The following is a 26,260-nucleotide window of genomic DNA, read 5'->3' as shown; positions in this document are numbered from 1 at the left end:
GGTGTAACTCTGTGTCCAAAAACTGGGCGGTCGTGCCCACCTTCCTGCCGATCGTTCTCCCCCGTTGCCACAAGTGCGCCTCCGGGCGCTTCCGGGCGAACGGAAAAGTCCGGGTCAATGCGAACCACAAGCTCCTCAACGCCTGGCTCCTCGCGCTGTGCACCGGGTGCGGAGACACCACCAAGCTCACTGTCCTGGAGCGGATGAATGTGCGTTCCGTACAACCCGAGCTCCTGAACCTGCTGCACGACAACGACCCCGACCTGGTAGCCGAACTGCTCCAGGACCCAGGCGTACGGCGCCGCGACGTGGGCGGCTCGGGTCGAACCGAGCGGCCGGCCTGGCAGTCGCCGTACGGTCCGCCGCCGCGCCGGGCACACCGCGGCCGGTGGGCGCCTGTGCCGGTGTTGGCCAGGTCTCGGTCCGCTTCGCGGCGTGGATACCTGTGCGGCCGGTGCGACTGATCGCCGAAGGCTTCGGCTGTTCGCGATCCGAGGTCGAGAGACTGCCGGCCGAGGGGAAGCTCGTGTCGACAGTCCGCCTGAGCGGCAAGCTCTCGGGCGACTTCACCTTCATGCTCAAGCGCTGGGTCCTTCCGGCCCCGGGCCTGTCCGGCAGTATCCGATCGCCGGACAGGACCTAGCGTTTCGACCATGGCATAGGCCGCCCAGACGTACGCGTACCTCCGCCCCTCCGCCGCCCACCACACCACCGAGGGCGGCGCACTCAGCCTCCGGACCTCCAGCGGCACCACATCGGCGGGCCGGAAAGCCCAGCCGCGTTTCCTGCCCGGTTTCCTGACGCACGCCCAGGTCGTCGCGCGGGTCCGCTGTGCATCGCGGACGCGCGTAGGCCCGGCCGCTCTCTGCTTGGAGGTCGGGCCCGGCGACCTTGCCGTCGACCGCCAGCCCGTGCAGCCGACCGTCGGTGCGGCCCAGCTGCCGCCGTATTGTTGTTTCCCTTCGGCGGGCAGGTGAACAGATTATGCATGGATTATGTCACCTAATGACAAGTCAGTCCTGTTAACCTCGCAGTGATGGCCCCCTCGGGCGATGTCGGCCTTTGAGTTTCCACCCGACGCATGGCGGCAGCACAAGGAGCTAGCCGGACAATGTCCCGAATCAAGAAGCCCCTCACTGCAGGGATGCAACTGCAATCCGAACCGCTAACGGCAACTTCATGCGCAAGAACTCCAAGCGTGCGCGCACAGCGGGAAGATCATCCCGTCGGGCTCTTTGGGTTTTTCTACCACTAATTGACGAGAGCGTGAGTTGGCTTGAATGACCAGGCCACTAGAGCTCAGCGCAAGTCGACTTCTGATCTGGATAGATACCCTCGGAAGGGCGAGAACCCGCTTTCCGATGGAGCCGATCGCGCATTATCTGCACCTTCCATGAATGTCCCGTTCAGCCCGATCGGGCGATCTCGCGGTAATTCCGGAATATCTGACCTCAGACATCGAAAAGAGCGGAGAGAAAGTGAACCCCGTTTCCCGTAAGGCCACGCTTGTCGTCGGCACCATAGCAGCGGCCGTGGGCCTGTCCATGTTCGGCGCCGGGACGGCGTCGGCCAGTCCGCTCCTGCCGTACGAGGGGACCGTGTACAGCAGCCTGGGCAAGTGCCTGACCAAGGGGAACACTCTGGCCCAGCAGGGTGCGATAACCACGTTCACCTGTGAGCCGCGTTCGGGCGGCCGCTACGCCTTCTACTACACGACCTGAGCGGCGGTACCGGTCAGACCTGAGCACGACGTACGAAGGCACGTACGAAGGGGCGGTGCCACCCGTATCGGTTCGTGCACCGCTCCTTCGCGCGTTCTGGCCTCTTCTGCCTTCACTCACCCGCTCCACCGCCGACCCGCCGCGATCGAAGTCCTCCTGCGCGAAGGCCTGTTCGAGGTGCTGTTCGGCGATGCCGATGAGAGTCTGACGCTGTCGGTTGGTGGCCGTGTTGCTCCAGGAGATCACCGAGGTGAATCGGCGGCGTTCGGGAAAGCGCGCTCTGGCATGGCTGGTCTCTCGACGAACGTGGTCCCGGCCGGGTCTGGGGCAAGGAGGCCGGCACCGCCGCGGCGGCCCGCACCTTCGCCGCCACATCCGCCGGGCTGTACTGGTAGGTCCGCGTAACCTTCGACCCTCGCGAACACGTGCCTCCAGTCATGCGGCCGAGGCCACCACTCCATACGGCCGGCCTTATGGGCTCTTGACCTTCCGAGCGACACCCACAGCCTGGATAGACCCTCCTGAAGTCGTGGCGCGTCAAGGCGCCGCCCTGCGGGCCGCGGAACACCGGTTCTACCAGCACCAGGTTGTACGGGTCCTTGCCGATCGGCGCGACCGTCCTCGGCGGCCGCCACCGATCGACCATCGTGCGGGCCGCGTCGGCCGCCTGTGGAGTGAGCGGCACACCTGCGCGTCGCTGCCGCATGAGAAGGCGGCCGGGCCGATGCCCGGATGATCATGGACATTTACACCTTCCTCCGGCTCGGCTCGCAGCGCTCGGCCTTCGATCGCCTGGGCGATGCTCTGCGTGACGGCAACGGTCCGGACGACGATGACGGCGCGGGCGGCGCCTTGGTCGCCGTCTGATTGAGGCGCACGGCGGTTGCCGTCAACGACCGCCGTCAACCGGTAACGCCAGAGGCCCCTTCCATCACTGGAAGGGGCCTCTGAGCTGGGGCGCGCTCGGCAGGATTCGAACCTGCAACCTCTTGATCCGTAGTCAAGTGCTCTATCCGTTAAGCTACGAGCGCTTGGCTTCCCGGCGATCTTTCTTGCCGGTCGGCGTTGCGGGGACAACATTACATGACCTGCGGCGTCAGGTGAAATCCGTTTCCCACACCCCCTCTGAGCTGGGGAAACACGCTTTTGGCGGCCATCCTGAAGATCGGCGGGGCGGAGAGTGTCGGCGCGTACGGCGAGGGGAAGCGTTGACGCTCACGGGAGGGGGTGCCCGGTGATCACCACAGCGGGGCCGGGTGGGCCGCGACGAGGGCCACGGGGCGGGTGGGGGTGATGTGAGGGCGGGGGAAACGCGGCGGAGCCCCGGCCGTGGGGCCGGGGCTCCGGTGAGTGCGGAGGCTGAGGGATTTGAACCCTCGATGGGCTTTAAGGCCCAAACCGCATTAGCAGTGCGGCGCCATAGACCAGACTAGGCGAAGCCTCCATGCACACCGACGCATATTCGCGCGAGCGCGATGCGGTGTGTGCAGATGATGTCACAGCCCAGGGGGATGTCACCAATCGCCGCCTACGGTACTCGGCTGGCGGGGCGCATCGCAAAGCCCTTATGGCGGCGCAACGCGCACGACGGCGGCGCGTTAGAGGGGCAGGGGCAGCGCGCCCCGCCGCGATCACACCTGGAGCGCCCCGATGCCCCTGCTGCACCGCCTTGCCGTCGCCGTCGTCACGGCGGCCGCCTCCGTCACCGCGATGAGCGCCACCGCTTGGGCCGCGCCCGTGCCGCTGCCTCTGCCGCATGACGAGGGGAGCACCGATCACCTGATCGTGACCGTGTCGCGGAGCGGCGGTGCCGCGGACTCCGTCACGTACACGCTGGCGTGCCATCCCGCGGGAGGGACACACCCGGCCGCGCAGCGGGCGTGCGATCAGCTGGACTCGGCGACGGTGTGGGGCAGGGATCCGTTCGCGCCCGTGCCTCCCGGGGCGATGTGCACGGGGCAGTACGGAGGGCCGGCCACCGCGCAGCTGCGCGGCCATTGGGCGGGGCGGCCGGTGGACGCGCGGTTCTCGCGGGTCAATGGGTGCGAGATCGCCCGGTGGGACAGATTTTCCGTTGTTTTGCGCCTTCCTGGGAGCTGACCTGCGGATTAGCCAGGACTGGGACGGAACGGCCCGAAGAACTGCGTAGGAGGTTTGTCCGGGCGTGCGCCGAGACGCGTACGTCGTGCTGCGACCTCCCTCTCATCTACCGTCGCGTCCGCCCTCGCTGCCCGTAGACTCCCTTGAGGACACTCCACGGACGCGGCGGCACAATGACCGCGAGTGTCGGGCAAGGTGCGGTACATCAGGGAGGAAGCGTCGTCGTGAGCAGCAGGCCATCCCGAGGCGCTGCTCGCCTCGCAGCCATACTCGACGCCCTCCCCGACGCCCTGTTGCTGGTCAACTGCAACGGCACGGTCGTCAACGCCAACCACATCGCGCTCGAGACCTTCGAGGTGCCGGGAACGGCGCTGGTCGGCCGTGGTCTGCTGGATCTTCTCCCCTCCTTCGACTCCAATCGCATTCCGGGCTCAATGCGCCGCCGCGACGACCAGGAGGGCGGCCGCACCAGGCCGACGCGGATGATCGCGCGGCGCACCGACGGCATGCAGTTCCCCGTCGAGGTCACCAGCGCCAATCTGGAGGACGGCCGGACCCCTTACGCCGACCAGTACAGCTACACCGGCGACGAACTGCTGATGATCGTCGTGCGTGACCTGACCGGGACGCTCGACACCGAGGCCGAGCTCGCCCGCCAGCAGCGCCAGACCGAGATGATCCTGCGCGCGGCGGCGGAGGGTGTGGTCGGCGTGGACACCGAGGGCAAGGTGGTCCTCGTCAACCCGTCCGCGGCGCAGATCCTCGGCTACCGGGCCAGTGACCTGGGCGGTCAGGAGCTTCATCCTCTTGTACACCACTCGCGCCCGGACGGTTCCCCTCTCCCATACGAGGAGTCCCCGCTCACCGAGACCCTGCGCTCCGGCCGTAAACACCGGGTACGTGGCCAGGTGCTGTGGGCGAAGGACGGCAGCCCGGTCCCGGTCGACCTGACGACCGCGCCCGTGCGGGACGGGGAGCAGCTCGTCGGCGCGGTGATGACCTTCACCGACCGGCGGCCCGAGGAAACCCTCGTGTCGAAGCACGCGGAGGAGGTCAAGAGCCTCACGGCCAAGCACGCGAAGGAGCTGGAGAAGCTCACCGCGCGGCACACGGAGGAGCGGGAGAAGCTTTCGGGGCAGCTGGCCAAGGAGCGGAAGGAGCTCACCGCGCAGCTCGCCCGGGAGCGGGAAGCGCACGTCGAGCGGTACGACGCGCTGGCCGCCCGCAACGCCCAGCTGCTCGCCGTCCTCGAGCAGTCGCTGCGCGGCCCGCTGCTGGAGCTGCGCGGTGAGCTCGGCGTGCTCGCCGACGACCCGGCCGGGCAGCTGTGGCCCGAGGCCAACCAGATCCTGCACCACCTCGCCGCCGGGTACACCCGGATGACCACGCTGGTGGACAACGTCCTGAGCTACCAGCGACTCGACTCGGGCGGCGAGGAATTCACCCGGCACGCGGTCTCGATGGACGAGGTCGTCGCGGCCGGCGTCGAGGGCGCGGTCGAGCTGATCGGCCCCGGGCGGGCGCAGTTCGCCGTGCACGCGCCGCCGATCGAGGCCGAGGTGGACGCGGAGCGGTTGGCGCAGGCGCTGGCGCACCTGATCGCGGACGTGGCCGGGGTCGACTCCACCGGCAAGGCGGCCGCGGGCCCGGGCGGCGCGACGGGCGACTCGACCATCGTGGTCGCGGCGGCGCAGCGCGGCGATGTCGTACGGATCGAGGTGCGCGGGCCGTACGCGGGCGGCGATCCCGTACACGAGCCGATCGTTCGCGGGATCGTACGGCGGCACGGAGGCGTGCTGCAGACGCATGAGATGCCGGGCATGGGCGGGCACGCCTACGTCCTCGAGGTGCCGATCTCCGCGGCCGCCGCCGACCAGGCGGGCGAGGCCGAGAGCGCCGCCGCGGCGTCGGGGCGTACGTCCGGCCGGGGCACCGGCGCCGGGAACACCGGCGCGGGCTCCGCGGCCGGCCAGGCCGGGACGAACGGCACGGGCACCGGCCAGACACCGACAGGGCCGACGGGACGGCGCGCGCGGCGCGGCCCGGCCGGCGGAGCCGGAAACGGAACCAACGGGGCCGGTACGAACGGGGCTGATACGAGCGGTGCCGGTACGAGCGGTGCCGGTACGAGCGGCGCCAGTCCCCACGGAAGCGGTACCAACGGGGGCACGGACGGTCGGCCCCCCGCGCGCGGCGCCGACCCGCGCACGCCCAGCACCCAGGGCGCCGGTCACCGCGGCGCGCGCGCCGGTTCCGCGCCCCCGGCGTCCGCGGCGCCCGCGCCCGACGGCGACGACACCGCCGCGGGGCAGTCGGCCGAGGGCGAGCAGCCGCGGCCGACCGGACGCCGGCGCGCCCGCCGCCACCCCGACGAGGAGCAGCAGCCGACGGCCGCGAGCGCGAACGCCGATACGGACGGCCAGGGTTCGGGGGCCCATCGCCATGCCCACGGCGCCGCGCCGCAAGCCGGCCCGCAAGCCAATCCGCAAGCCGGTCCCCAAGCCGGTCCGCAGCCCCCCGCGATGGGTCCGGTGCCGCCCCAGGGCGTGGCCGGGCAGCCGTCGCCCCCGGCCGGGCGGCGCGCCCGCCGCGGGGCCCCGGCCGAGGCCGGACAGGGGCGGTCCGCCCTCGCGCTGCCGCCCGCGGCGGCCGACGCCGCCCCGCCGACCGGCGGCTGGCCCGCCGCTCCCGGCCCCGACGCACCCCCGGCCGCCCAGGGCGGATCGGCCATGCCCGCCCTCCCCGCCGCCCGCACCCCCGAACAGCAGCAGAACGACTGGAACCAACCCCAGAGCGGCGCGAACGCGGGCCCCGGCCCGCTGCCCCCTGCTCTGCCCGCCGCCCAGCCCGCCGGACGGCGGCGGGCCCGGCGCGCGCTCGCCGAAGCGCCCGGGCGGGCCGAGGCCGACGAGGCGCAGCCGCAACCCCAGCCCCAGTCACAGCCCGCGAGCGACCCCGTGGGCGGCCGGTCCCCGTTCGCGCTGCCGCCCGCGGCGGCCGACCGGGACCCGCAGTCCGCGCTGCCCCCGGAGCTCGGGCCCGTGGGGCTTGTCCCCGCGCAGCACGGCGCACGGGACCCACGCGGAGGCGCCGCCCCAGGCGCCCAAGGCGGGCACGGCGCCCAAGGCGCGCACGGCACTCAGGCCGCCCAAGGCGGCGCGCCCGTACCGAGCAGGGGCGGCGGTCTCGCCGTACGAGGCGGACCCGTACCGCCCAACGCCGGGTTGCGGTCCGGCGGATGGCCGGCCGCTCCCGGCCCCGACGCACCCCCGGCCGCCCAGGGCGGATCGGCCATGCCCGCCCTCCCCGCCGCCCGCACCCCCGAACAGCAGCAGAACGACTGGAACCAACCCCAGAGCGGCCAAGCCGCGCCCGACGGCCCGTACGACGCGGACGAGGGTCCGTACGACGCGTACAACGCGGACGACACGGACGACGCCCCGCAGCCGACCGGGCGGCGCCGGGCCCGGCGGCCGTTGGCCGACGAGGAGCCGGGGCCCGGCGGGATGCCCGCCTTGGAAGAGGGCGCACCGCAGCCGGGTCCCTGGCCGGGCGGCCCCGTACAGCCCCAGCCCCAGCCCCAGCGCCGGCCGCAGCAGTTGCCCGCCGCCGAGCCCGCGCCGGGCCCCGAAGCCTCGCAGGGGCGCGCGATCAGCGTGCGGACCCTGGGGCAGGGCGTGCCGTTCGCGCAGCAGGCCTCGGAGCACCACCCGCAGCACCCGCAGGCTCAGCCCCAGACGCCGTCCGGCGGCACGGCCACGGCCGGGGCCGGCAGGCGGCGCAAGCTGGCGGCCCGGCCCGACCCCGCGAACCAGGCCGCCTCGGCCGAGCTCGAGCCGGCCGGCCGCGCGCAGCCGCCGCATCCCGGAGGCCAACCGCACCCTGGAGCCCCCGGCGCCCCCGGCGCCCAGCCGCGCCCCCAGCCGGGGCCGGGATCGGGGCCGGGGCCGCACCGCCCCGCCTCGCCCCAGAGCGCGGGCCGCGCCTTCGCGATCGGCGCGCCCGACGAGGGCGCCGAGGGCCCGGAGCCGTTGGACGGGCCGAACGGCGCCATCGAGGTCGTCGACGACCACACCCCGCCGCCCGACGACGAACTGCCGCCCGAGCCCCTGGACAACCCGCGCCGCCTGCTCGTCTGGCCCGCGCCGGACATGTCCACGCAGCAGGCGCTCAGCGACCGCGGCTACCGGCCGGTGATCGTGCACTCGCGCGAGGAGGTGGACGCGCAGATCGCGGCGTACCCGGCCGCGCTGTTCGTCGACCCGCTGACCGGGCCGATCACCCGTACCGCGCTGCAGTCGCTGCGTACCGCGGCGGTCGCCGCCGAGGTGCCGGTACTGGTGACGTCGGGGCTCGGCCAGGCGTCGCGCGAGGCGGCGTACGGCGCCGACCCGGCCGTCCTGTTCAAGGCGCTCGCCCCGCGCGACAGCGAGCAGCACCCGCCGCGGGTCCTGCTGATCGAGGAGCACCAGCCGATCTCCGAGGCGCTGACGGCGACGCTGGAGCGGCGCGGCATGCAGGTCGCGAGGGCGGCTACGGACGCGGACGCGGTGACGCTCGCCGCGCAGATGCGGCCGAACCTGGTGGTGATGGACCTGATGCAGGTGCGCCGCCGCCGGGCCGGGATCGTGGACTGGCTGCGCGGGAACGGGCTGCTCAACCGCACCCCGCTGGTCGTCTACACCTCCGCTGACATCGATCCGGCCAACCTGTCACGGCTGAGCTCGGGCGAGACCGTGCTGTTCCTCGCAGAGCGTTCGACGAGCGCGGAGGTGCAGGGGCGGATCGTGGATCTGCTGGCCAAGATCGGGAACAACTGAGTCCGTGCCGCCGTAGCCGCCGCCCCGGCCTGGCCGGCGGGCGGCGTTATGACCCGTCCGTGCCGGTGAGGCGGCGGACGGCCGTACGGAGCGATTCGCGCAGCTGTGCCGCGTCCTCCTCCGTCTCGCCGACGAGCAGATTGCGGAACTGCGACACGGCGACGGGCCAGCCCGCCAGCGCGCTGACCGGAGCCCGCACCCGCGCCCGGCGCATCGCGCGGGTGCCTCGGGTGCTGGCCGCCTCCTCCGAGTTGCGGAACGCATGCCTGCGGCAGGCCGGGATGTACGGGGCGTGGAGCGCCCTGTGGACGGCACTGGCCTTGCTGCTCACCGGGCCCGGTTACGGGATGTCCACGGGCACGGCCGGGCTGTTCGGCCTCTTCGGACTGACCGCGAGCGCAGTGGGACCGCTGGCCGGCGGGCTGGTGGACCGGTTCGGGGTGTCCCGGGTGGTCGGCTTCGCGTACGTGCTCGCCGCCGTCTCCGTACCGCTGTTCTGGCTCGGCGGCTCGTGGATCTGGGCGCTGTGCGCGGCGGCGGTTCTGCTGCACGCGGGGCTGATGGCGGGACAGGTGGCCAACCAGACCCGGGCCCTGACCGCGACCACCTCCCCGGCCACGGCCAACACCGCTTACATCGTGGCCGCGTTCATCGGCGGAGCGGCCACCTCCGCGCTCGCGGCGCCGGCGTTCGGGCACTGGGGCTGGGGCGGGGTGTGCGCCGTCGCCGCCTGCTGGCTGGGCCTGGGCTGGCTGGGGGCCGCCGGACGCCCCGGCCGGGCCGCCGGTACGCGCTGACCGCTTCGGGCGCACGACGGCTTCCCGGGGGCGCGGCTGGTCGTCCGCGCCCCCGCCGGCCGTCCGAGCTTCGTTACGTTCAGGTCAGGCCAAGCCAGATCAGGTCAGGTCAGGTCAGGCCAGGTCAGGTCAGGTCAGGTCAGCTGTGTCACTTCCAGCTCGCCGTCCGCGTACCGCCTGCGGATGACCTTCTTGTCGAACTTCCCGACGCTCGTCTTCGGCACCTCCTCGATCAGCGCCCAGCGCTCCGGAAGCTGCCAATGCGCGATCCGCTCCGCGAGAAACGCCCGGAGCGCCTCGTAGCCGACGCCGGAGCCGTCCTTGAGCACCACCGTCGCCAGGGGGCGCTCCCCCCACTTCTCGTCCGGCACGGCCACCACCGCCGCCTCGGCGACGTCGGGATGGGCCATCAGGTGGTTCTCCAGCTCCACCGACGAAATCCATTCACCGCCCGACTTGATGACGTCCTTGGCCCGGTCCGTCAGCGTCAGGAAGCCGTCCGCCGTGATGGCGCCGACATCGCCGGTCTTCAGCCAGCCGTCCGCCGTGAACTTGTCCTCCGGGCGGAAGGGCTCGCCCTCCGCCCCGCCGTAGTACGCGCTCGCGATCCACGGGCCGCGTACCTCCAGCTCGCCCACCGACGTGCCGTCGCAGGGCACGATCTCGCCGTCGGCCGAGGTCAGCCGGTACTCCACCGAGGCCGGGAACCGGCCCTGGGACACCCGGTACGGCCACTCCTCCTCCGCCGTGAGACCAGCGGGCGGATGGGCCACGGACCCGAGCGGCGAGAGCTCCGTCATGCCCCAGGCGTGCACGACCCGGATGCCGTGCCGCTCCTCGAACGCCTTCATCAAGGATGGTGGGCAGGCCGCCCCGCCGATGTAGACCTGGCGCAGACTGGACACGTCTCGCGGCTTCGCGTCGAGCTCGGCCAGCAGCCCCTGCCAGATGGTGGGGACGGCGGCGCTGACGGTGGGCCGGACCGCTTCGATCATGTCGGCGAGCGGTGCGGGCTGCAGAAAGCGGTCGGGCATCAGGATGGAGGCGCCCGACATGAAGGCGGCGTGCGCGGCACCCCACGCATTGGCGTGGAACATCGGCACCACGGGCAACACCGTCTCCTTGGCGGACATGCCGAAGCCCTCGACGCTGTTGATCTGCATCGAGTGCAGATAGATCGAACGGTGGCTGTAGGCCACACCCTTGGGGTCGCCGGTCGTGCCGGAGGTGTAGCACAGCGCCGCGGCCCGGCGCTCGTCGGTGACGGGCCAGGGGTAGCGCAGAGGACGGCCCTCGATCAGCTCCTCGTAGTCGTGGACGGTGGCCCGGCAGCCGTCCAGCACGGAGCGGTCTCCCGGCCCGGCGACGACCACGTGCTCGACGGACTTCAGCCCCGGCAGCAGCGGGGCGAGCAGCGGCAGCAGCGAGCCGTTGACGATGATCACGCGGTCGGCGGCGTGATTGACGACCCAGGTCAGCTGGGTGGCGGGCAGGCGCAGATTGAGGGTGTGCAGCACGGCGCCCATCGAGGGCACCGCCAGATACGCCTCCAGGTGTTCACTGTTGTTCCACATGAGCGAGCCCACGACCTGGCCCTCTTCGACGCCAAGCTCGTCGTGCAGGGCGTTCGCGAGCTGGATGGACCGCTGGCCCACGTCGTAGAAGGTACGGCGCTGCGGCTCACCGTCACCTGTCCAGGTGATGACCTGAGCCTTGCCGTGCGCGAGCGTCCCATGGACAAGGATGCGGGTCACGGTCAGCGGTACGTCCTGCATCGTGCTGAGCACCGGGGCCTCCAAGGGTTCCGGTTACGCGCGGGTCAAGGTGTCCGCCGATTGTGCAGCTGACCGGGCGGTATGTCACTACCCGGTGGTCACCACACAGGACTCGCTCCCCTGACTCAGACAGGCGGCTCAGGCAGGCGGCTCAGGCAGCCCGGGTGAGGGCCGGGTCCTCGCGCAGTTTGCCGAGGGCGCGCGAGACGGCGCTCTTGACCGTGCCCACGGACACACCCAGCACCTCGGCCGTCTGAGCCTCACTCAGGTCCTCGTAATACCTGAGGACGACCATGGCCCGCTGCCGGTCCGGCAGCCGCAGCACCGCGCGCCACATCGCGTCCCGCAACACCTGCTGCTCGGCGGGGTCCGGAACGGGGACCGGATCCGGCTCGGGCAGCTCCTCGCACATGAACTCGTCAACCTTGCGCTTACGCCACTGCGAGGTCCGCGTGTTCACCAGCGCCCGGCGGACATACCCGTCCAACGCGTTGTGGTCCTCTATCCGCTCCCACGCCAGATACGTCTTGGTCAGCGCGGTCTGTAGCAGGTCCTCCGCGTCCCAGGCGTTCGCGCTCAGCGCGCGGGCGGTGCGCAGCAGCACCGGCCCCCGCGCCCGCACATACGACGCGAAGCACGGGAACGCGGCGGTGGACGCGCCGTTGCACACACTCGTGGTCATACCTCCCACGCTAGGAGCGGGCCGCGGGCCGGGGATCGGCCGTAAGTGCCGAAGCCGCCTCAGCCTCAGGTTGTAGGGGTAGGGCCGGCACCACCTCCTGCGGGCGGAGGGGTGGCGGAGAAGACATCAGGGTTGTGCCCCAGGGGTGGTGGGGCCGAGGAGTCAGTCGATGATCGCCACAGGTGCGTCGACCTTGTTGCGGTCGATGTGCAGGGTCCGGCCGCCGTGCTTCTCGGTGACATTGCCCACGTACTGGTGGATACGGCGGTGCGGATGCCAGGCGCTCTTGGGCAGGACCGGTTCACCGGACAGCGACGCCTTCCCGCTCCACCGCGCGAACCACATCACGGAGGGGAGGTCGTGCTTGCCGGCCTCGCGGGCCTTCTCCACATGCAGCACCCCCGACTCCGCGCTGCTGTAGAAGCCCGGGAAATAGCCGTGCGAGCGCACTTCGCGGCACCAGCTACGGATGAAGGAGAGGGTGGTCTTGGCACAGCTGGTGCGCGTCTGGTCGTACGCCTCCATGTCGAGATAGAGCGCGCTGCGCTTCTTGATGGCCAGCGCCTTGGCGCGCTTGACCGCGTCCTTGCCTTCCGTGCGCCCCTGCGACGAGGGCTTGCCGCCGATGGTGACGTGCTTCTTGTTCGTGTTGCGGACGCAGGGGGACTGGGAGCCGACGTAGATGGGCAGCACCCGCCAGCCGATGTCGCGGGTCCCCCGCATCCAGGAGACGGTGAGGTTCGGCTGGCTCGGGCAGGCCCGGCCACGGCCGCCGTAGTAGACGCCGACCGCGCGGTACCGGGAGCCGCTCCAGGCGCGCAGGGTTTCGAGCGAGGGGGCATGACAGGTGTCGAGGGCCCAGCCCTGGAAGACCTTGGCGCCCAGCGGCCGGGGGTCGGGGAGGGCTGCCGAGGAGGAGGCGGGGGCCGCCGCCGAGGAAGAGGCGGCGGAAGGGGCGCCGACGATCAGCGTGGCCAGCGTCGCGGACAGGCCGATCGCACATCCGACGATCTTCCATCTGATCTTCTTTCTTCGGTCCATATGAGGAGTCAAAGTGCCGGTGGGGGACCGGGCCCGCAGACACGCGCGCGGTTCAGCCGTCTGCCCCGATGAGCAGCCCGGATGTGGGTACCCCGGTGCCGGCCGTGACCAGGACGCGGGCCGCGTGCGGGACCTGGTTGACGGAGGTGCCGCGTATCTGGCGGACCGCTTCGGCTATCCCGTTCATACCGTGCAGATACGCCTCCCCGAGCTGGCCGCCGTGGGTGTTGAGCGGCAGTGCGCTGTCGGCGACGAAGCCGGGGGCCTCGCCCGGCCCGCAGAAGCCGAACTCCTCCAGCTGCATCAGCACAAACGGGGTGAAGTGGTCGTAGAGGATGCCCACGTCGATGTCGTCGGGGGTCAGCCCGCTGCTCCGCCACAGCTGACGCGCGACCACTCCCATCTCGGGCAGCCCGATCAGATCGTCCCGGTAGAAGCTCGTCATCTGCTCCTGCCCGCGGCCCGCGCCCTGCGCCGCGGCGGTGATCACGGCGGGCGGACGCGGCAGATCGCGTGCCCGCTCGACGCTGGTGACCACGAGAGCCTGGCCCCCGTCCGTCTCCTGGCAGCAGTCCAGCAGCCGCAGCGGTTCGACGATCCAGCGGGAGGCGGCGTGGTCGGCGAGGGTGATCGGCTTGCCGTAGAAGTACGCGGCCGGGTTGGTGGCGGCGTGGCGGCGGTCCATGACGGCCACATGGCCGAAGACGTCCGGAGCCAAGCCGTAAGTGTGCACATAGCGCTGCGCGGCCATGGCGACCCAGGAGGCGGGGGTCAGCAGGCCGAAGGGCAGCGACCAGCCGAGCGCGGTGCCTTCGGCGGACGGCTCGCGGTGCAGCACCCCGGACCCGAAGCGGCGGCCGGAGCGCTCATTGAACGCGCGGTAACAGACCACGACGTCGGCGACGCCCGTGGCCACGGCGAGCGCGGCCTGCTGGACGGTGGCGCAGGCGGCTCCCCCGCCGTAGTGGACGCGGGAGAAGAACGAGAGCTCGCCCATGCCGCACGCCTGCGCCACGGTGATCTCAGGGCTGGTGTCCATGGTGAAGGTGACCAGCCCGTCGACGTCGGCGGGGGTGAGCCCGGCATCGTCCAGGGCGGCCTGCACGGCCTCGACCGCCAGTTTCAGCTCGCTGCGGCCGGAGTCCTTGGAGAACTCGGTGGCCCCGATCCCCACGACGGCCACCCGGCCGCCGAGCGTGTCTGCTCCGCGGACGCTCATCGGGCCTCCCTCTGCGGGGAGTCCGCCTCGCCATGTGCTGCGAAATCCGGGGACAACCGCACGGTGACCTTGCCCATCACATGGTTCCCGATGCCGTTGCGCCCGGTCACCGAGACCTCCGCGGCGCCGTCGGTGACCGCCGTGACCCGCCCTGTCAGCACCATCTCGTCACCCGGGTAGTTGGGTGCGCCGAGCCGGATCGCGACCTTCTGGAGCCGGACGTGCGGCCCGAAGTGATCCGTGATGTACCGGCCGACCAGACCGTTGGTGGTCAGGATGTTCATAAAGATGTCCGGGGAGCCCTTCTCCTTGGCCGCCTCGGCGTCGTGGTGAACATCTTGGTAGTCGCGGGAGGCGATCGCGCCGGAGACAATAAGGGTCCGGGTGATCGGAATGCGCAGCGGCGGCAGCTCGTCGCCGGCCCGGACCGTCATCCGGCCACCTCCGTCAGCTCATCGCCCAGCTCGGCCAAGAGCCCGGGCGCCGGTCCGAGATACGCGTCCAGCTGTCGGCCCCACAGAAAATGCCGGTGGACCGGGTGCTCCACATCGGCGCCGACACCGCCGTGCAGATGCTGACCCGAGTGCACCACCCGTTTGCCCGCCTCACAGGCCCACCAGGCGGTGGTGAGCGCATGGGCGGCGGCGGGCAGGGCCTGGTCGTAGCGCCAGGCCGCCTCGTACGCCGTGACCCGGATGGCCTCCGTGTCCATATGGGCGTCCGCCGCGCGCATCAGCACGCCCTGATGGGTGGAGAGCGGGCGACCGAACTGCTCGCGGACCGAGGTGTGGTGGACCACCCGGTCGAGCGAGCCCCGGCAGACCCCGGCCTGCAGTCCGGCGAACGCGGTGCGGGCCCGGCCGAGCACATCGGCATAGGCCCCCTCACCGCCGAGCGGGTCGGCGGGCACGCCATCCACGGTCAGCCGACCCGCCGCCCACGGCGCGGTGGTCTCGACGGCCTCGATCCGGGCGGCTTTGGCCCCGTCCGCCTCGGTGCTGCCGGCCTGAACCTCGACCAGGAAGCAGCGCGGCTCCGCTCGTGACCCCACAGGGGCCGCGCGGCCCGCCCCCGCCTCACGGCCCGCCTCCGCGCCATGGGCCGCCTCCGGCTCCTGGCCCGGCACCGAGACGTGAGCCGGCACGAGGACGTGGGTCGCCGCCAGGAGCCAGGGCACGGCCGGGAAGGTGCCGCTCAGCCGCCATCCGTCCGCCGTCCGGCGAGCGGTGGCCGCCCCCGAGCCGAACGCGCCCGTCGCGACCGCGGTGCCCTCCCGCAGGGCGGGCAGCAGCCGGGCTCGCTGCTCCACCGTGCCATGGACGGCCACCGGCAGCACTCCGTACGCGCATGTCACCGCGAGGGGCACCTGGGCGGTGGTCCTGCCCTGCTCCTCCAGCAGCAGAACGAGCCCGACCAGGCCGATCTCCTCCACGGCGGCCGGCAGCCCCGCGGCGCACAGCGCCTTCCACAGCTCGGCGTCCATGCCGGTGCCAAGGGCGGACAGCCGCTCGTGGGTGGACAGATCGCCGAAGATCTCCGCCGCCAGCTCGCGCGCGGCTTGCTGCTCCACCGTGGGTGCGAAGTCCATCAGGCCACCGCCCCTCGGAAGACGGGAAGCTCCAAGTCGGCGTCCACACGCAGGAACTCCAACTCGACGGGCATGCCGACGCGGACCTTGTCGTACGGCACCCCCGTGATGTTGCTGATCATCCGCACCCCTTCCGCGAGCTCGATCAGGCCTACGGCATACGGAGGGTCGAAGGCCGGGAACGGCGGGTGGTGCATGACGACATAGCTGAACACCGTCCCGGCGCCGGACGCCTCGACCGTCTCCCACTCCTGGCAGCCGCACGCACCGCACCCGGGGAGCCAGGGGAAGCGGAGCGTCCCGCAGTCCGTGCAGCGCTGGATGAGCAGTCTGTGTTCGGCGACCCCCGCCCAGAAGCCGGCGTTGTCACGGTTGATCACGGGCCGCGGGCGCCGCGCCTCCTTCACCTCCGCTGTCCGCTCCCTCACCTCCGCTGTCCGCTTCTTCGCCTCCGGTGCGCGCCGCGCCGGGGCGTACTTGAGGATGCGGAAGCGGTGTCTGCCGACCAGCTCCCCGCCCGCCCGGATGTCCATGCGCGTCGTGACGAAGTGGCCGGAGCCCAGCTTGGTGGTCTTGCGCGGCGAGACCGACTCGATCACCGCGTCGAAGGTGACCCGATCGCCCGGCCGCAAGGGGCGCAGATACTCCTGCTCGCAGTCCGTGGCGACAACCGAGGTGCAGCCCGCCCCGTCGAGGAGGGCCAGCAACTCGTCGTACGCCTCGGACCGGGCCGAGCCGCCCGCATGGCCGGACAGCCCGCCCATCGTCCACACCTGCAGCATCGTCGGCGGTGCGATGGCCGGATAGTCGGGGTTGGTGTCGCCCATCGCCTCGCACCAGTGCCTGATCATCGGCTCGTTGACCGGGTCCTTGCCCTCGCCCCCGGCCGCGGCCGCCCGGCCCTCGTACGCCCTGAGTCGCCCGTAAAAGTCGTCGGCGGCGGAGCCGCCATCAGCCATCTGCTCGCCGACCGTCCGCTCACCGGTCATCGCTGCCCCCGCCGCATGCCGAGCCGCATCGTGGCCACGATTTCCCGCTGTACCTCACTCGCACCGCCCCCGAAGGTGTTGATCTGCGCGGCCCGGTTCATCCGCTCGAGCCCGCCGTCGCCGAACGCGCCCGGCGATCCCGCCCGGATCAGCCCCGCTTCCCCCACAATCTCCTGACACATCCTGTACACCTCGACGGCGCTTTCGGTTCCCGCGAACTTGACCCCGCTCGCATCGCCCGGGCTCAGCGTCCCCGCCCCCACGTCCCCCACCAGCCGCCAGTTGAGCAGCCGGGTGGCCGCCAGCCGGGCATGCGCCTCCGCGAGCCGGGACCGTACCCAGGGCCGGTCGGCGGGGCGTACGCCGGTCTGCGGATCCGGCGTGCGGGCGTGGGCGAGCGCCGCCTCGTAGAAGTCCTCGGCCTGCATGCCGATGGCGGCGAGCGCGACCCGCTCGTGGTTGAGCTGGTTGGTGATCAGTCCCCAGCCGCCGTTCTCCTCGCCGACGAGATGGTCTGCCGGGACGCGGACCGAGTCGTAGTACGTCGCCGTGGTGGTCAGCCCCGCCACCGTCTCGATCGGCGTCCAGGAGAAACCGGGGGTGTCGGTCGGCACCAGGATGATGGAGATGCCCTCGTGTTTGCGGGCCGCCGGGTCGGTGCGGCAGGCCAGCCAGATCCAGTCGGCGTTGTGCGCGTTGCTGGTGAAGGTCTTGGAGCCGTCGATCAGCCAGTCGTCGCCGTCCCGCACGGCTCTGGTGCGCAGGGAGGCGAGGTCCGTGCCGGCCTCCGGTTCGGAGTAGCCGATGGCGAAGACGACTTCGCCGCTGAGGATGCGCGGCAGAAAGGCCCGTTTCTGCTCCTCGGTGCCGTATTTCATCAGGGTCGGGCCGACGGTGTTGAGCGTGACCATGGAGACCGGCGCGCCCGCCCGGTATGCCTCGTCGAAGAAGACGAACTGCTCGTCGGGGCCGCGCCCTTGACCGCCGTATTCGACAGGCCAGCCGAGCCCCAGCAGGCCGTCGGCGCCGATGCGCCGCAGCAGCTGCCGCTGTCGGGCCGGGTCATCCGGCAGCGCGGCACGCGTCTCGGGGGTGATCAGATCGCGGAAGTAGCCGCGGAGTTCCTCGCGCAGCCGCCGCTGGCGGGGGGTGGGGGCGAGGTGCATGGGCAGCGGTCTCCCCTTCGCTCGACGGCGTCGCACGTCCGGGCCGGAAGCTTTCTGACTATCCGTCAGCTACTTTGGCGCTGTCAAGGTCGTGTGGCCGCGAGCAAGGCCGTGCGGCGGCACTCCAGTACCGCCGCACGGCCGCATGACCTCACACACCCGTCCCCTGAAATCAATGAAGATTGAGGCGCGTGGGCGCGGAGTGAGGGCGCGCGGAGCGTTTTTTGAACAGACGGACGAGCGGAGAGCAGAACAGAGACCCGTTTCCACTCACTTTCGGCCACCATCGGCTGCGACACGGCCGCCACGATCCAAGGTTGTACAGAAAGTGACCTGTGCGCTACGCGATTCAATGGCACTATCGTGAGGCGCGACGAGACGCTCCGTGAGGGGATGGCACGGCCACTGGTCGGCGCTTCCGCACCCAGGCGGACAGTGAATCCGGTTTCCCGCTCTCCCCTGACCGGACGCTCGGTGTCCGGGACAGCAGCATCGCGGCGGGACCAGGGGGGAGCAGTGCACGAGCTCTACGCACAGGGGTGGTTCGCACACTTCGTGTTACCCATGGGGCTCTGCGCACTGGTCACCTGGATCTCGCTGGTGTACCGGTTCGCCGAGAAGGGCCGATTGCTGGGGACCGCGCGGTCGATGGCTCTGTGCGGCACGATCATGGCCTGCACCTGCGCAGCAGCGCTGATCACCATCACGCTCCTGCTGCCCCACGCCGCCGACGTACCGCCCGCCGTGGCCGCGGCCGCCGCCGGGGGCGCACTGGCCCCGCGGGTCCGCCAGCAGCAGAACCAGCAGTCCACCCCTCCCTTCGTCGCCGTGATCACCCTGGGGATCGCCGTGCTGCTCGGCCACCTGGAGCGGCGGCTGGTCCACGACATGTACTGCCGCTGCCACCGGATGGTCAGGGACTTCGAGGATGTGGCGCAGCTGCGCATGTTCGCCTTCGACGCCCGCGCACACCTGCGCGGCTGTGCCCTGCAGGCCAAGGACAAGGCGGCCATCGACGGGCTGTACGAAAACGTGGAAGAGCTACTGGACGAGGCCGCGAAAACCGAGGCCGACGTCGAGGCGCGCCGACGGCAGCGAGAGCTGCAGGACTTTCCCAAAGAGCTGCACAGCCGGACGAAAGAGGAAGCGGAGGACTGCCGGCAGGCCCTGGCCAAGGCCAAGGAAGCCTGCGTGCAGCTGCTCGAATTCGGCTACAAGCACGGGAAGCGCAGCGGCGACAGGGACCTCATGCGGATCCGTCAGACGGCGATGGCCGTCGAACCGCTCGCCGAGGCCCCTGCGCCACATCCGTGACGCGCCCGGCTGCCCCTCTTCAATGGGTATAGACGAACTCGTCGGAACCGCCGTGCCGCAGCGTGGTCGCGTCCTGCGGGACGGTCTTGGGCTCGACGAAGCTGATTCTCACGTCGAGTTCAAGCGCCTCTGCCACGGCGGCGAGGCTGCGCAGCGTCAGATTCTCATCGCCTGAAAGGATCTGGCTCACCCGGCCCGGGCTCACGTCCATCAGCCTGGCGAGGTCAGCCCGGCTCATGTCCCGCTTGCCCAACACCCCGGCCACCTCCACGGTGGCCTGCCGGGCCAGTCGCGCACCGGCGGCATCGGTGGCCTCCGCCCTCACGCCTTTGCTCTTCCACGGCAAGCTGCATCCCTCCAAACTGCGCGGGTTGGCATCGTGGCTTCACTCCTCACTTCACCATGTCAGGATCCCACCTTTAGCTTCAGCTAAAAGCCCACTTTCGGCTGAATCTCGCGAGCAGCCGACGGATGCGCCCCATTTCGCGGCTGTGACCTGCGACGACGGCAGGAACCGTACGTTTTCGGCCAGATCGCGGGGAGGGGGGTGTCCGGAGCCCCGGCCCTCCCCGCATGGCCCGCCCTCCCCTTGAAGTTGGGCACCTTGGGGCCGAAAGCCGGCCGGGCACTGATGAAACGGTTGGCCGCCGCCCGGCCAAGTAGCGAGTGAAGGGACCACCGACCACCTTGGAGGAACGGGGGCCCTTAATACCCGAACGGGCCGCAGCGCCCGAACGACGCACGAGCCGGGCCGCGCCGCCGCGGCCGGACGCCGCCGGGTTCGCGGCGTTCTACGAGGAGAACTTCGACGCCGTCCTCGGCTTCGTGACCCGGCGCACGGCCTGCCCCCAGGTGGCCGCGGACCTCACCGCCGACATCTTCGTCGCCGCGCTGGAGGCCTCCGGCCAGTACGACCCCAGGCGTGGGGCGCCCACCGCCTGGTTGTACGGCCTCACCCCGCACGAGGCCGCCCAGGCCCTCGGGCTCAACCAGGCGACGGTGCGGGTCCGCCTGCACCGCGCGAAGCGCGCGCTGCGCGCCGGACGTCCGTCCATCACCAAGCACGCAGAACGCACTTTGGAGGTTGCTTCATGAAAAGCCACAGACCCGGGCCAGCCGGCGCAAGGGTCAGGTTGACCGTGTCGCCGCTGTTCACGCCTTGGGGCCATGCGGAGAGACGGCGATCACCGAGCCCGGCTTGCAGCCCGTGCCGGATGCCAGGTGGACTGGAAAGCTGGTCCACACGCGCTGGTCAACGGTGGGATCGGGCGGTCGGAGTGAGATACCGCCAACGCAGAAGGGGCGCCCCCTCGCCGGAGCCGCCGGCGTCCTCGGCCTGGTCGCCGCCGCCATCGCGGTCTCGACTACGCCGTCCGCCCGGAGCGGGCAAGTCCACCTATGCCCGCCTTCACTTCCCGACCGGTCGCCTGTGCCTGGACGACTGCCGGGAGATGGCGACGGACGGCTCCTCTGTCAAGTGCAGCGTGTTGAGCTGAGGTGTTCCTCTCCAGCAGCCGGCCATTCGACGGTGCGCTGGACGTGTTGAAGGATGTTGACGGAGCCTGCGAGCGACGGCATGATGACCGACTGCGTGGCCTACGCCAAACCTCCCGCGACCGTCCCCAGCACGGTCTCCCATCGGAGGCAAAGGGACCAGCGTCTCAGGTCGTTATCGCAGCCCGATCGCCTCGGGCGAGGTTGCTGGGGAGCCGTCGCTCAAGGCGTGGAAGGCCGCGATGACAGCCCGTAGGAACTTCAAGCGCCAGGTGCGTGCCCGCGCCGCCAAGACTGGCGAGTCCTACACGTCCGCCCTCCGGCACTTCCGTCCGACTCCATCAGGAGAGGTCATGTCGGAAGCAAGGAATCCCAAGAGCGTGCGTCTCGCCGTAGCGCAGACCCCCGTACGCGAAGACCCCCGAGACGTTGAAGCGCTGCGCGAAAGTGGGCGTGAGGTCCGTGCTCTGATGCGCGAGGCCAGTGCTCAGGGAGCGAGGATCGTGCACTTTCCGGAAGGCGCGATCTGCTTTCCCAGCAAGTTCGTCATGTCCGTCGACGGCCCGGGCGCGGTCGGCCCGGCGGACTGGGACCGGTGCCAGTGGCCGGTGCTCCAATCGGAGTTGGCTGCGATCGCCGAGTTGGCCGGCGAGTTGCGGTTGTGGACGGTGATCGCATCGGTACACCGCTTGACCGGCCCGAACCGTCCACACAACAGCCTTTACGTCATCTCCGATCGCGGCGAGGTCGTCACGCGTTATGACGAGCGCCTGATGTCGAAGACGAAGGTCTCGTACATGTACTCGCCGGGCGTCTCACCGGTGACCTTCGATGTCGACGGTGTGCGCTTCGGCTGCCTGCTCGGCATGGAGATCCACTATCCGGAGTTGTTCGCAGAATACGAGAAGCTGGATGTCGACTGCGTCCTGTTCTCTACAAGCGGTACCCCGGGTAACACCGCCGCCCAAGCCCAAGGCCACGCCGCGGTCAACAGCTACTGGGTCAGCTTGTCAGTGCCCACACAGCACAGCGCCACCGCACCGTCCGGAATCGTCGCTCCCAACGGCGACTGGCTTGCGCGGTGCCCCGCGGACGACTCGCCATCGGTAGCCGTCGTGAACCTCGACGACAGTTCCGAGGGCGCCGCCTGGGCAGTGACCTACGCGCGTCCCTGGCGTCGTGAGGCGCGCGCGGGCGTCTACACCGAGCACCAGGTGACCGACCCGCGCAGCGAAGACCGGACAGCGGCCTTCTAGCTCAGAAACAGAAGCCGAGGGGTTCGCGCGTACGGGATGGCTCCCGGCGCCGCGAACCCCTCGGTTTCAGTCTGTCCCGCACCTTGCCGCTACTGAGGGAAAGGCGCCTGCGCCGGGAGCGTGCGAACCACCGAAGCGCGATCCGCCGGCCTCCGCGTGGTGGCGCCGCCGGCGCGGACCTTCTCGTAGAACTCGTTCTTCAAGTCGGTGTGCCACTGGGTGAGTGCGTTGCGCGGGACACCGGCTTCGACGGCGAGGAGCTCATCCTCGCGGGGAGCCGACCCGAGGTCGGCGCCGGGTGGACGGACGACGGGAAGTCGTACGAGTGCGCGGGCTCAAGCGGCGTGCTCGGCGTACGACCCGGCCGGTGCCGATTCCGCCCGGGCTCGTGCAGCTGCTCCGGCGGCATCTGGACGAGTACGGCACCACGCAGGACGGCCGGCTGTTCCGGGCAGTGCGTGACGGCCGCGTGCGGTCCACGGAGTACACCGAGGTCTGGCAGGAAGGTCAGCGTCGGGCGGTCTCGGCGCTGGCGGTACAGGTTCGTCCTCGAAGCCCACCTGGTGCCACCGTCACGGGATGGCCCAAGCTGGCCCGCATGGATTGGTTGCCACTGCTCTCCACCCTGGCCGGGGCCGCGATCGGCATCGTCGCTACTCTCATCGCCGATCGGAATCGGTGGAAGCACGAGGATGTCAAAGAAGCTCTTCGGCTGCGGCTCGACATCTACACGCAGTACACCACCACCGTGAAGGTCCTCGGTGAGACCCTGCGGGCCTTGGCAGAGCGAGAGCACCCTTCCGGCGACGAGCGGGCGCTTGCGCTGCGCGAAGCATTTCGGGATTCAGGCATAGCCATCGCATCAGAACGGATGTGGCTCATCGCGCCCCAACCCGTCGTCGAGGCCTCCAACAGCGTGTTCCACTGCCTGCGACGCATCTGCGACGGCTACATCGACGGCACTGCTGTCAGCAGTCCAGAGAGTCGCGCGCGCTGGGAGGCACGCGGCAAAGCAGCCGCCAAGATGCGCCAGCTCATGCGTGAAGATCTCGGAGTTGGCCCACTCACCGAACGCCACAGCCCGCTTCTCAACGACTACAACAACCCCGGCGCGCAGTGATCGTGACCGTGGCGCCAACGTCATGAGATGGCACAGCTGGGCTGGGGGGAGGCCGCGTGGTCCACGCATGGTCCACAGGTTGCTGTCCCGCCCTTCAGCCCCTGCTGTCAGTCCCCGCAGCAGCCCGTAGCGGCCTTGGGCGCCTCCATGGCGGCGGGCTGGCCCGCGCAACAGGCGTCGGCGGTGTCGAGTGCCGAGCTCTTGCCCATCTGGTCGGTGTCACCCTTGACGATATAGACCTCCCAGGGCTCCTTGCCGGGACCGTGGACCCAAATCTTGTCCTGCAGGGCGTAACAGCACGACGTGTCGTTCTCCTCGAACGTGGCAAGCCCTGCCTCCTTGAGCCGACCGGCGGCGGCCGTGACCTGGTCGGCGGAGGTCACCTCGACCCCGAGGTGATCAAGACGGGTCTCCTGGCCCGCTTCACCTTCGATCAGGACGAGCTTCAGCGGCGGTTCGTTGATCGCGAAGTTGGCGTATCCGGGGCGGCGCTTGGCTGGCTCGATCCCGAAGAGCTTGGAGTAGAACTCCACCGAAGCGTCAAGGTGGGGCACGTTGAGCGCGAGCTGAACGCGAGACATGAGGGGCCTCCCATCGGGCTGAATCGATGTTCTTCAATGCAAGCTTGCGGCTTGGATTGAAGAACGTCAACATAGAAGTATGTCGAAACAAGAGCTCCCGGCGCTCGGTCAGGACGCCGTCGAAGGCTGCTGCCCTGGTCTGCTGACCGCCCCGCTGGACGAGGGACAGGCCGTCGAACTGGCGAAGGTGTTCAAGGCACTGGGCGATCCGATCCGCCTGCGGCTGCTGTCGATGATCGCCTCACGGGCCGGGGGCGAGGTCTGCGTGTGCGACCTGACTCCCGCCTTCGATCTCTCACAGCCGACGATCTCCCATCACCTAAAGCTCCTGCGCCAGGCCGGGCTGATCGACTGCGAGCGCCGTGGCACCTGGGTCTACTACTGGCTGCTGCCAGAGATGACCGACAAGCTGGCGGGAATCCTCACCCGCCCCGCCGGGCAGCCCCTGCCCGAGCCCGCCCGGACGGCGGAAAACGTCTCATGACCGCCGACACCACACCGACGGCAACGGCAGGGCCGGTAGCCGCGCGCCTGTCGTTCGTCGACCGGTTCCTGGCTGTGTGGATCCTCCTCGCGATGGCGGCCGGCCTGGGCCTGGGGCGCCTCGTTCCCGGGCTCGGTGACGCCTTGGCGAAGGTGACCGTGACCGGCGTCTCTCTGCCGATCGCGCTCGGCCTCCTGGTGATGATGTACCCGGTCCTTGCCAAGGTCCGCTACGACCGCCTGGACACAGTCACCCGCGACCGGCGCTTGCTGATCCCCTCGCTCGTGCTGAACTGGCTTCTCGGCCCGGCACTCATGTTCGCGCTCGCCTGGCTCCTCCTGCCGGACCTGCCGGAGTACCGGACCGGCCTGATCATCGTCGGCCTGGCCCGCTGTATCGCCATGGTCATCATCTGGAACGACCTGGCATGCGGCGACCGGGAAGCCGCGGCCGTCCTCGTCGCCCTCAACTCCGTCTTCCAGGTGATCGCCTTCTCGGCGCTCGGCTGGTTCTACCTCACCGTGCTCCCCGGCTGGCTCGGCCTGGAACAAACGGCCCTCGACATCAGCGTGTGGGAGATCGCCCGCAGCGTGCTGATCTTCCTCGGCATCCCGCTGGTCGCCGGGTTCCTCACTCGACGCCTCGGCGAGAAGGCCAAGGGCCGGGCCTGGTACGAGACGAAGTTGATCCCGCGGATCGGCCCCTTCGCCCTCTACGGGCTGCTGTTCACGATCGTCGTGCTCTTCGCTCTCCAGGGGGATGCGATCACCTCGCAACCGGTGGACGTGGCGCGGATCGCCTTGCCGCTGCTGGTGTACTTCGCCGTGATGTGGGCCGGATCCATGGCACTCGGCAAAGCCGTGGGCCTGGACTATCCACGCTCGACAACGCTGGCATTCACCGCTGCGGGCAACAACTTCGAGCTGGCCATCGCCGTCGCCATCGCCACCTTCGGCGCCTCCTCGGGGCAGGCCCTGGCCGGAGTCGTCGGCCCGCTCATCGAGGTCCCGGTACTGATCGGCCTGGTCTACGTGACCCTGACCGCGCGCCGCCACTTCCCCCAACCACCCGCCATGGCCACCGAGCACACGCCCGCCCAGGAGGGTTCCACCCGTGTCTGACACCCACAAGCCGTCCGTGCTGTTCGTCTGCGTCCACAACGCGGGCCGTTCCCAGATGGCCGCCGCCTTCCTCACCCACATCGCGGCCGACCGCATCGAAGTCCGCTCCGCCGGTTCGGTCCCCGCCGAGCACGTCAACCCCGCTGTGGTGGAAGCGATGGCAGAAGTCGGCATCGACATCGCCGCCGAGATCCCAAAGGTTCTGACCACCGAAGCCGTCCAGGCCTCGGACGTCGTCATCACCATGGGCTGCGGTGACGCCTGCCCCTACTTCCCCGGCAAGACCTACCTGGACTGGCAGCTCGCCGATCCCGCCGGGCAGGGTGTTGCAGCGGTACGGCCGATTCGCGACGAGATCCGCACCCGCGTCCAGAACCTCATGGCTGAACTCCTGGCAGGAGACCCCCGGTGAATGTCCGGACGGAGGCGATTCGGATCGCTGACCTGACAGCCGAGCATGCCGATGACGTCCTAGCGATCTACCAGCTCGGAATCGATGAAGGTAACGCCACCTTTGAGACGGCCGCGCCCTGTTGGGAGGCGTTCGACGCCGCCAAGCTCGACGAACACCGACACGTCGCGCTCGACAGCAGCGGGAACGTGCTGGGCTGGATCGCCGCCACGAAAATCTCCGACCGCTGCGCGTACGCCGGTGTCGTCGAGCACTCTGTCTACGTTCACCCTGCCGCCCGCAATCGAGGAGTAGGGCTAGCCCTTCTCAACACGCTGATCGCCTCCACAGAGGCAGCCGGAATCTGGACGATCCAATCCGGCATCTTCCCCGAGAACGCCGCCAGCCTCAGCCTTCATCGACGCGCGGGCTTCCGCGTCATCGGCACTCGCGAACGCATCGGCCGTCACCACGGCGCATGGCGGGACGTGGTCCTCTCATCGAACGCCGCAGCCCGACGGTCATGTGACCGGTGCGGCCGGTGATTCGCCGTGCTCCAGATAGATCGGGTGCCGCGGAATCTGGTCCACAGCTGGTCCAC

The 26,260-nt window shown here is 70.3% G+C and carries 21 protein-coding genes, 2 tRNA genes and 3 pseudogenes; 14 read left to right on the top strand and 12 right to left on the bottom strand.

Translation table 11 applies throughout. The features are described from left to right. The first annotated feature begins 11 nt into the window (after positions 1 to 11). The 3 genes and pseudogenes from PV419_RS15625 (at position 12) to PV419_RS15610 (ending at position 2,588) form a co-directional block, all read left to right on the top strand. Positions 12 to 643 (top strand): annotated as a pseudogene (locus PV419_RS15625) (DUF1062 domain-containing protein). Positions 644 to 1,478: 835 nt separating this feature from the next. Next, positions 1,479 to 1,721: a hypothetical protein gene (locus PV419_RS15615; RefSeq protein ID WP_319688990.1), complete on the top strand. Its 243-nt coding sequence runs from the start codon at positions 1,479 to 1,481 to the stop codon at positions 1,719 to 1,721. Positions 1,722 to 2,453: 732 nt separating this feature from the next. Further along, positions 2,454 to 2,588: a hypothetical protein gene (locus PV419_RS15610; protein ID WP_319688988.1), complete on the top strand. Its 135-nt coding sequence runs from the start codon at positions 2,454 to 2,456 to the stop codon at positions 2,586 to 2,588. Positions 2,589 to 2,679: 91 nt separating this feature from the next. Here PV419_RS15610 and PV419_RS15605 read toward each other — a convergent pair. Together PV419_RS15605 and PV419_RS15600 are read right to left on the bottom strand one after the other, a co-directional pair. After that, a tRNA-Arg gene (locus PV419_RS15605) sits at positions 2,680 to 2,752 on the bottom strand. A 322-nt stretch (positions 2,753 to 3,074) separates the two neighbouring features. Continuing rightward, a tRNA-Ser gene (locus tag PV419_RS15600) sits at positions 3,075 to 3,165 on the bottom strand. 206 nt (positions 3,166 to 3,371) lie between these two features. Here PV419_RS15600 and PV419_RS15595 point away from each other — a divergent pair. From PV419_RS15595 to PV419_RS15580, 3 genes and pseudogenes are all read left to right on the top strand, one after another. Then, positions 3,372 to 3,821, top strand: coding sequence for an SSI family serine proteinase inhibitor (locus PV419_RS15595; protein WP_319688986.1), 450 nt, complete (start codon positions 3,372 to 3,374; stop codon positions 3,819 to 3,821). Between the two features lie 224 nt (positions 3,822 to 4,045). Continuing rightward, positions 4,046 to 8,641, top strand: coding sequence for a PAS domain-containing protein (locus PV419_RS15590; RefSeq protein ID WP_319688984.1), 4,596 nt, complete (start codon positions 4,046 to 4,048; stop codon positions 8,639 to 8,641). Between the two features lie 206 nt (positions 8,642 to 8,847). Then, a pseudogene (locus tag PV419_RS15580) lies at positions 8,848 to 9,438 on the top strand (hypothetical protein); the annotation flags it as partial. Between the two features lie 134 nt (positions 9,439 to 9,572). Here PV419_RS15580 and PV419_RS15575 read toward each other — a convergent pair. The 8 genes from PV419_RS15575 to PV419_RS15540 all read right to left on the bottom strand — a co-directional run bounded on the left by PV419_RS15575 (position 9,573) and on the right by PV419_RS15540 (position 17,898). Further along, positions 9,573 to 11,225, bottom strand: a complete 1,653-nt coding sequence (locus PV419_RS15575; RefSeq protein ID WP_319688982.1) for a long-chain fatty acid--CoA ligase — start codon at positions 11,223 to 11,225, stop codon at positions 9,573 to 9,575. 139 nt (positions 11,226 to 11,364) lie between these two features. After that, positions 11,365 to 11,895 (bottom strand): SigE family RNA polymerase sigma factor, encoded by a 531-nt coding sequence (locus PV419_RS15570; RefSeq protein ID WP_319688980.1) that lies wholly within the window; start codon positions 11,893 to 11,895, stop codon positions 11,365 to 11,367. Positions 11,896 to 12,057: 162 nt separating this feature from the next. Continuing rightward, positions 12,058 to 12,936, bottom strand: coding sequence for a DUF1906 domain-containing protein (locus tag PV419_RS15565; RefSeq protein ID WP_319688978.1), 879 nt, complete (start codon positions 12,934 to 12,936; stop codon positions 12,058 to 12,060). A gap of 52 nt (positions 12,937 to 12,988) precedes the next feature. Further along, on the bottom strand, positions 12,989 to 14,155 hold the full coding sequence (locus PV419_RS15560; protein ID WP_319688976.1) for a lipid-transfer protein: 1,167 nt from the start codon (positions 14,153 to 14,155) through the stop codon (positions 12,989 to 12,991). Further along, positions 14,152 to 14,589 (bottom strand): MaoC family dehydratase, encoded by a 438-nt coding sequence (locus PV419_RS15555; RefSeq protein ID WP_319688975.1) that lies wholly within the window; start codon positions 14,587 to 14,589, stop codon positions 14,152 to 14,154. Before PV419_RS15555 ends, PV419_RS15560 begins: the two co-directional genes overlap by 4 nt. Continuing rightward, positions 14,586 to 15,743: an acyl-CoA dehydrogenase family protein gene (locus PV419_RS15550; protein ID WP_319688973.1), complete on the bottom strand. Its 1,158-nt coding sequence runs from the start codon at positions 15,741 to 15,743 to the stop codon at positions 14,586 to 14,588. The genes PV419_RS15555 and PV419_RS15550 overlap by 4 nt, the downstream gene beginning before the upstream one ends. Continuing rightward, a complete protein-coding gene (locus tag PV419_RS15545) occupies positions 15,743 to 16,702 on the bottom strand; it encodes a bifunctional MaoC family dehydratase N-terminal/OB-fold nucleic acid binding domain-containing protein (RefSeq protein WP_319689095.1) in 960 nt (319 codons plus the stop codon). The genes PV419_RS15550 and PV419_RS15545 overlap by 1 nt, the downstream gene beginning before the upstream one ends. 26 nt (positions 16,703 to 16,728) lie before the next feature. Next, positions 16,729 to 17,898: an acyl-CoA dehydrogenase family protein gene (locus PV419_RS15540; RefSeq protein WP_319688971.1), complete on the bottom strand. Its 1,170-nt coding sequence runs from the start codon at positions 17,896 to 17,898 to the stop codon at positions 16,729 to 16,731. 564 nt (positions 17,899 to 18,462) lie between these two features. Here PV419_RS15540 and PV419_RS15535 point away from each other — a divergent pair. Beyond that, positions 18,463 to 19,212, top strand: a complete 750-nt coding sequence (locus tag PV419_RS15535; protein ID WP_319688969.1) for a hypothetical protein — start codon at positions 18,463 to 18,465, stop codon at positions 19,210 to 19,212. A gap of 19 nt (positions 19,213 to 19,231) precedes the next feature. On the opposite strand, the gene PV419_RS15530 is transcribed toward PV419_RS15535, so the two are convergent. Beyond that, the gene (locus PV419_RS15530; RefSeq protein ID WP_319688967.1) at positions 19,232 to 19,558 is read right to left on the bottom strand and encodes a helix-turn-helix transcriptional regulator; all 327 of its coding nucleotides are present in this window, start codon (positions 19,556 to 19,558) and stop codon (positions 19,232 to 19,234) included. Between the two features lie 341 nt (positions 19,559 to 19,899). On the opposite strand from PV419_RS15530, the gene PV419_RS15525 reads away from it, so the two are divergent. From PV419_RS15525 to PV419_RS15515, 3 genes are all read left to right on the top strand, one after another. After that, entirely contained in the window at positions 19,900 to 20,307 is a 408-nt protein-coding gene (locus PV419_RS15525; protein WP_319688965.1) for an RNA polymerase sigma factor, read from the top strand. A gap of 752 nt (positions 20,308 to 21,059) precedes the next feature. Next, positions 21,060 to 21,962 (top strand): carbon-nitrogen hydrolase family protein, encoded by a 903-nt coding sequence (locus PV419_RS15520; RefSeq protein ID WP_319688963.1) that lies wholly within the window; start codon positions 21,060 to 21,062, stop codon positions 21,960 to 21,962. 367 nt (positions 21,963 to 22,329) lie between these two features. Further along, the gene (locus PV419_RS15515; protein WP_319688962.1) at positions 22,330 to 23,082 is read left to right on the top strand and encodes a hypothetical protein; all 753 of its coding nucleotides are present in this window, start codon (positions 22,330 to 22,332) and stop codon (positions 23,080 to 23,082) included. A gap of 107 nt (positions 23,083 to 23,189) precedes the next feature. On the opposite strand, the gene PV419_RS15510 is transcribed toward PV419_RS15515, so the two are convergent. Next, complete coding sequence (locus PV419_RS15510) at positions 23,190 to 23,663, bottom strand: ArsI/CadI family heavy metal resistance metalloenzyme (RefSeq protein ID WP_319688960.1); 474 nt, start codon at positions 23,661 to 23,663, stop codon at positions 23,190 to 23,192. Between the two features lie 79 nt (positions 23,664 to 23,742). Here PV419_RS15510 and PV419_RS15505 point away from each other — a divergent pair, with 79 nt between their 5' ends. The 4 genes and pseudogenes from PV419_RS15505 to PV419_RS15490 all read left to right on the top strand — a co-directional run bounded on the left by PV419_RS15505 (position 23,743) and on the right by PV419_RS15490 (position 26,188). Then, positions 23,743 to 24,147: a metalloregulator ArsR/SmtB family transcription factor gene (locus tag PV419_RS15505; RefSeq protein WP_319688959.1), complete on the top strand. Its 405-nt coding sequence runs from the start codon at positions 23,743 to 23,745 to the stop codon at positions 24,145 to 24,147. Then, positions 24,144 to 25,268, top strand: a complete 1,125-nt coding sequence (arsB, locus tag PV419_RS15500; RefSeq protein WP_319688958.1) for an ACR3 family arsenite efflux transporter — start codon at positions 24,144 to 24,146, stop codon at positions 25,266 to 25,268. Before PV419_RS15505 ends, arsB begins: the two co-directional genes overlap by 4 nt. Further along, positions 25,261 to 25,680 carry an arsenate reductase ArsC gene (locus tag PV419_RS15495; RefSeq protein WP_319688957.1) on the top strand — a complete coding sequence of 140 codons (420 nt, stop codon included), beginning with the start codon at positions 25,261 to 25,263 and terminating at the stop codon, positions 25,678 to 25,680. Before arsB ends, PV419_RS15495 begins: the two co-directional genes overlap by 8 nt. Next, a pseudogene (locus tag PV419_RS15490) lies at positions 25,677 to 26,188 on the top strand (GNAT family N-acetyltransferase). The gene PV419_RS15495 and the pseudogene PV419_RS15490 overlap by 4 nt, the downstream one beginning before the upstream one ends. The last annotated feature ends 72 nt before the right edge of the window (positions 26,189 to 26,260 follow it).

Source organism: Streptomyces sp. ME19-01-6 (genome assembly GCF_033793745.1).
Lineage (GTDB): Bacteria > Actinomycetota > Actinomycetes > Streptomycetales > Streptomycetaceae > Streptomyces.
Note: the sequence above shows the minus strand (reverse complement) of the source record. Positions and strands in the feature narration are given on the sequence as shown.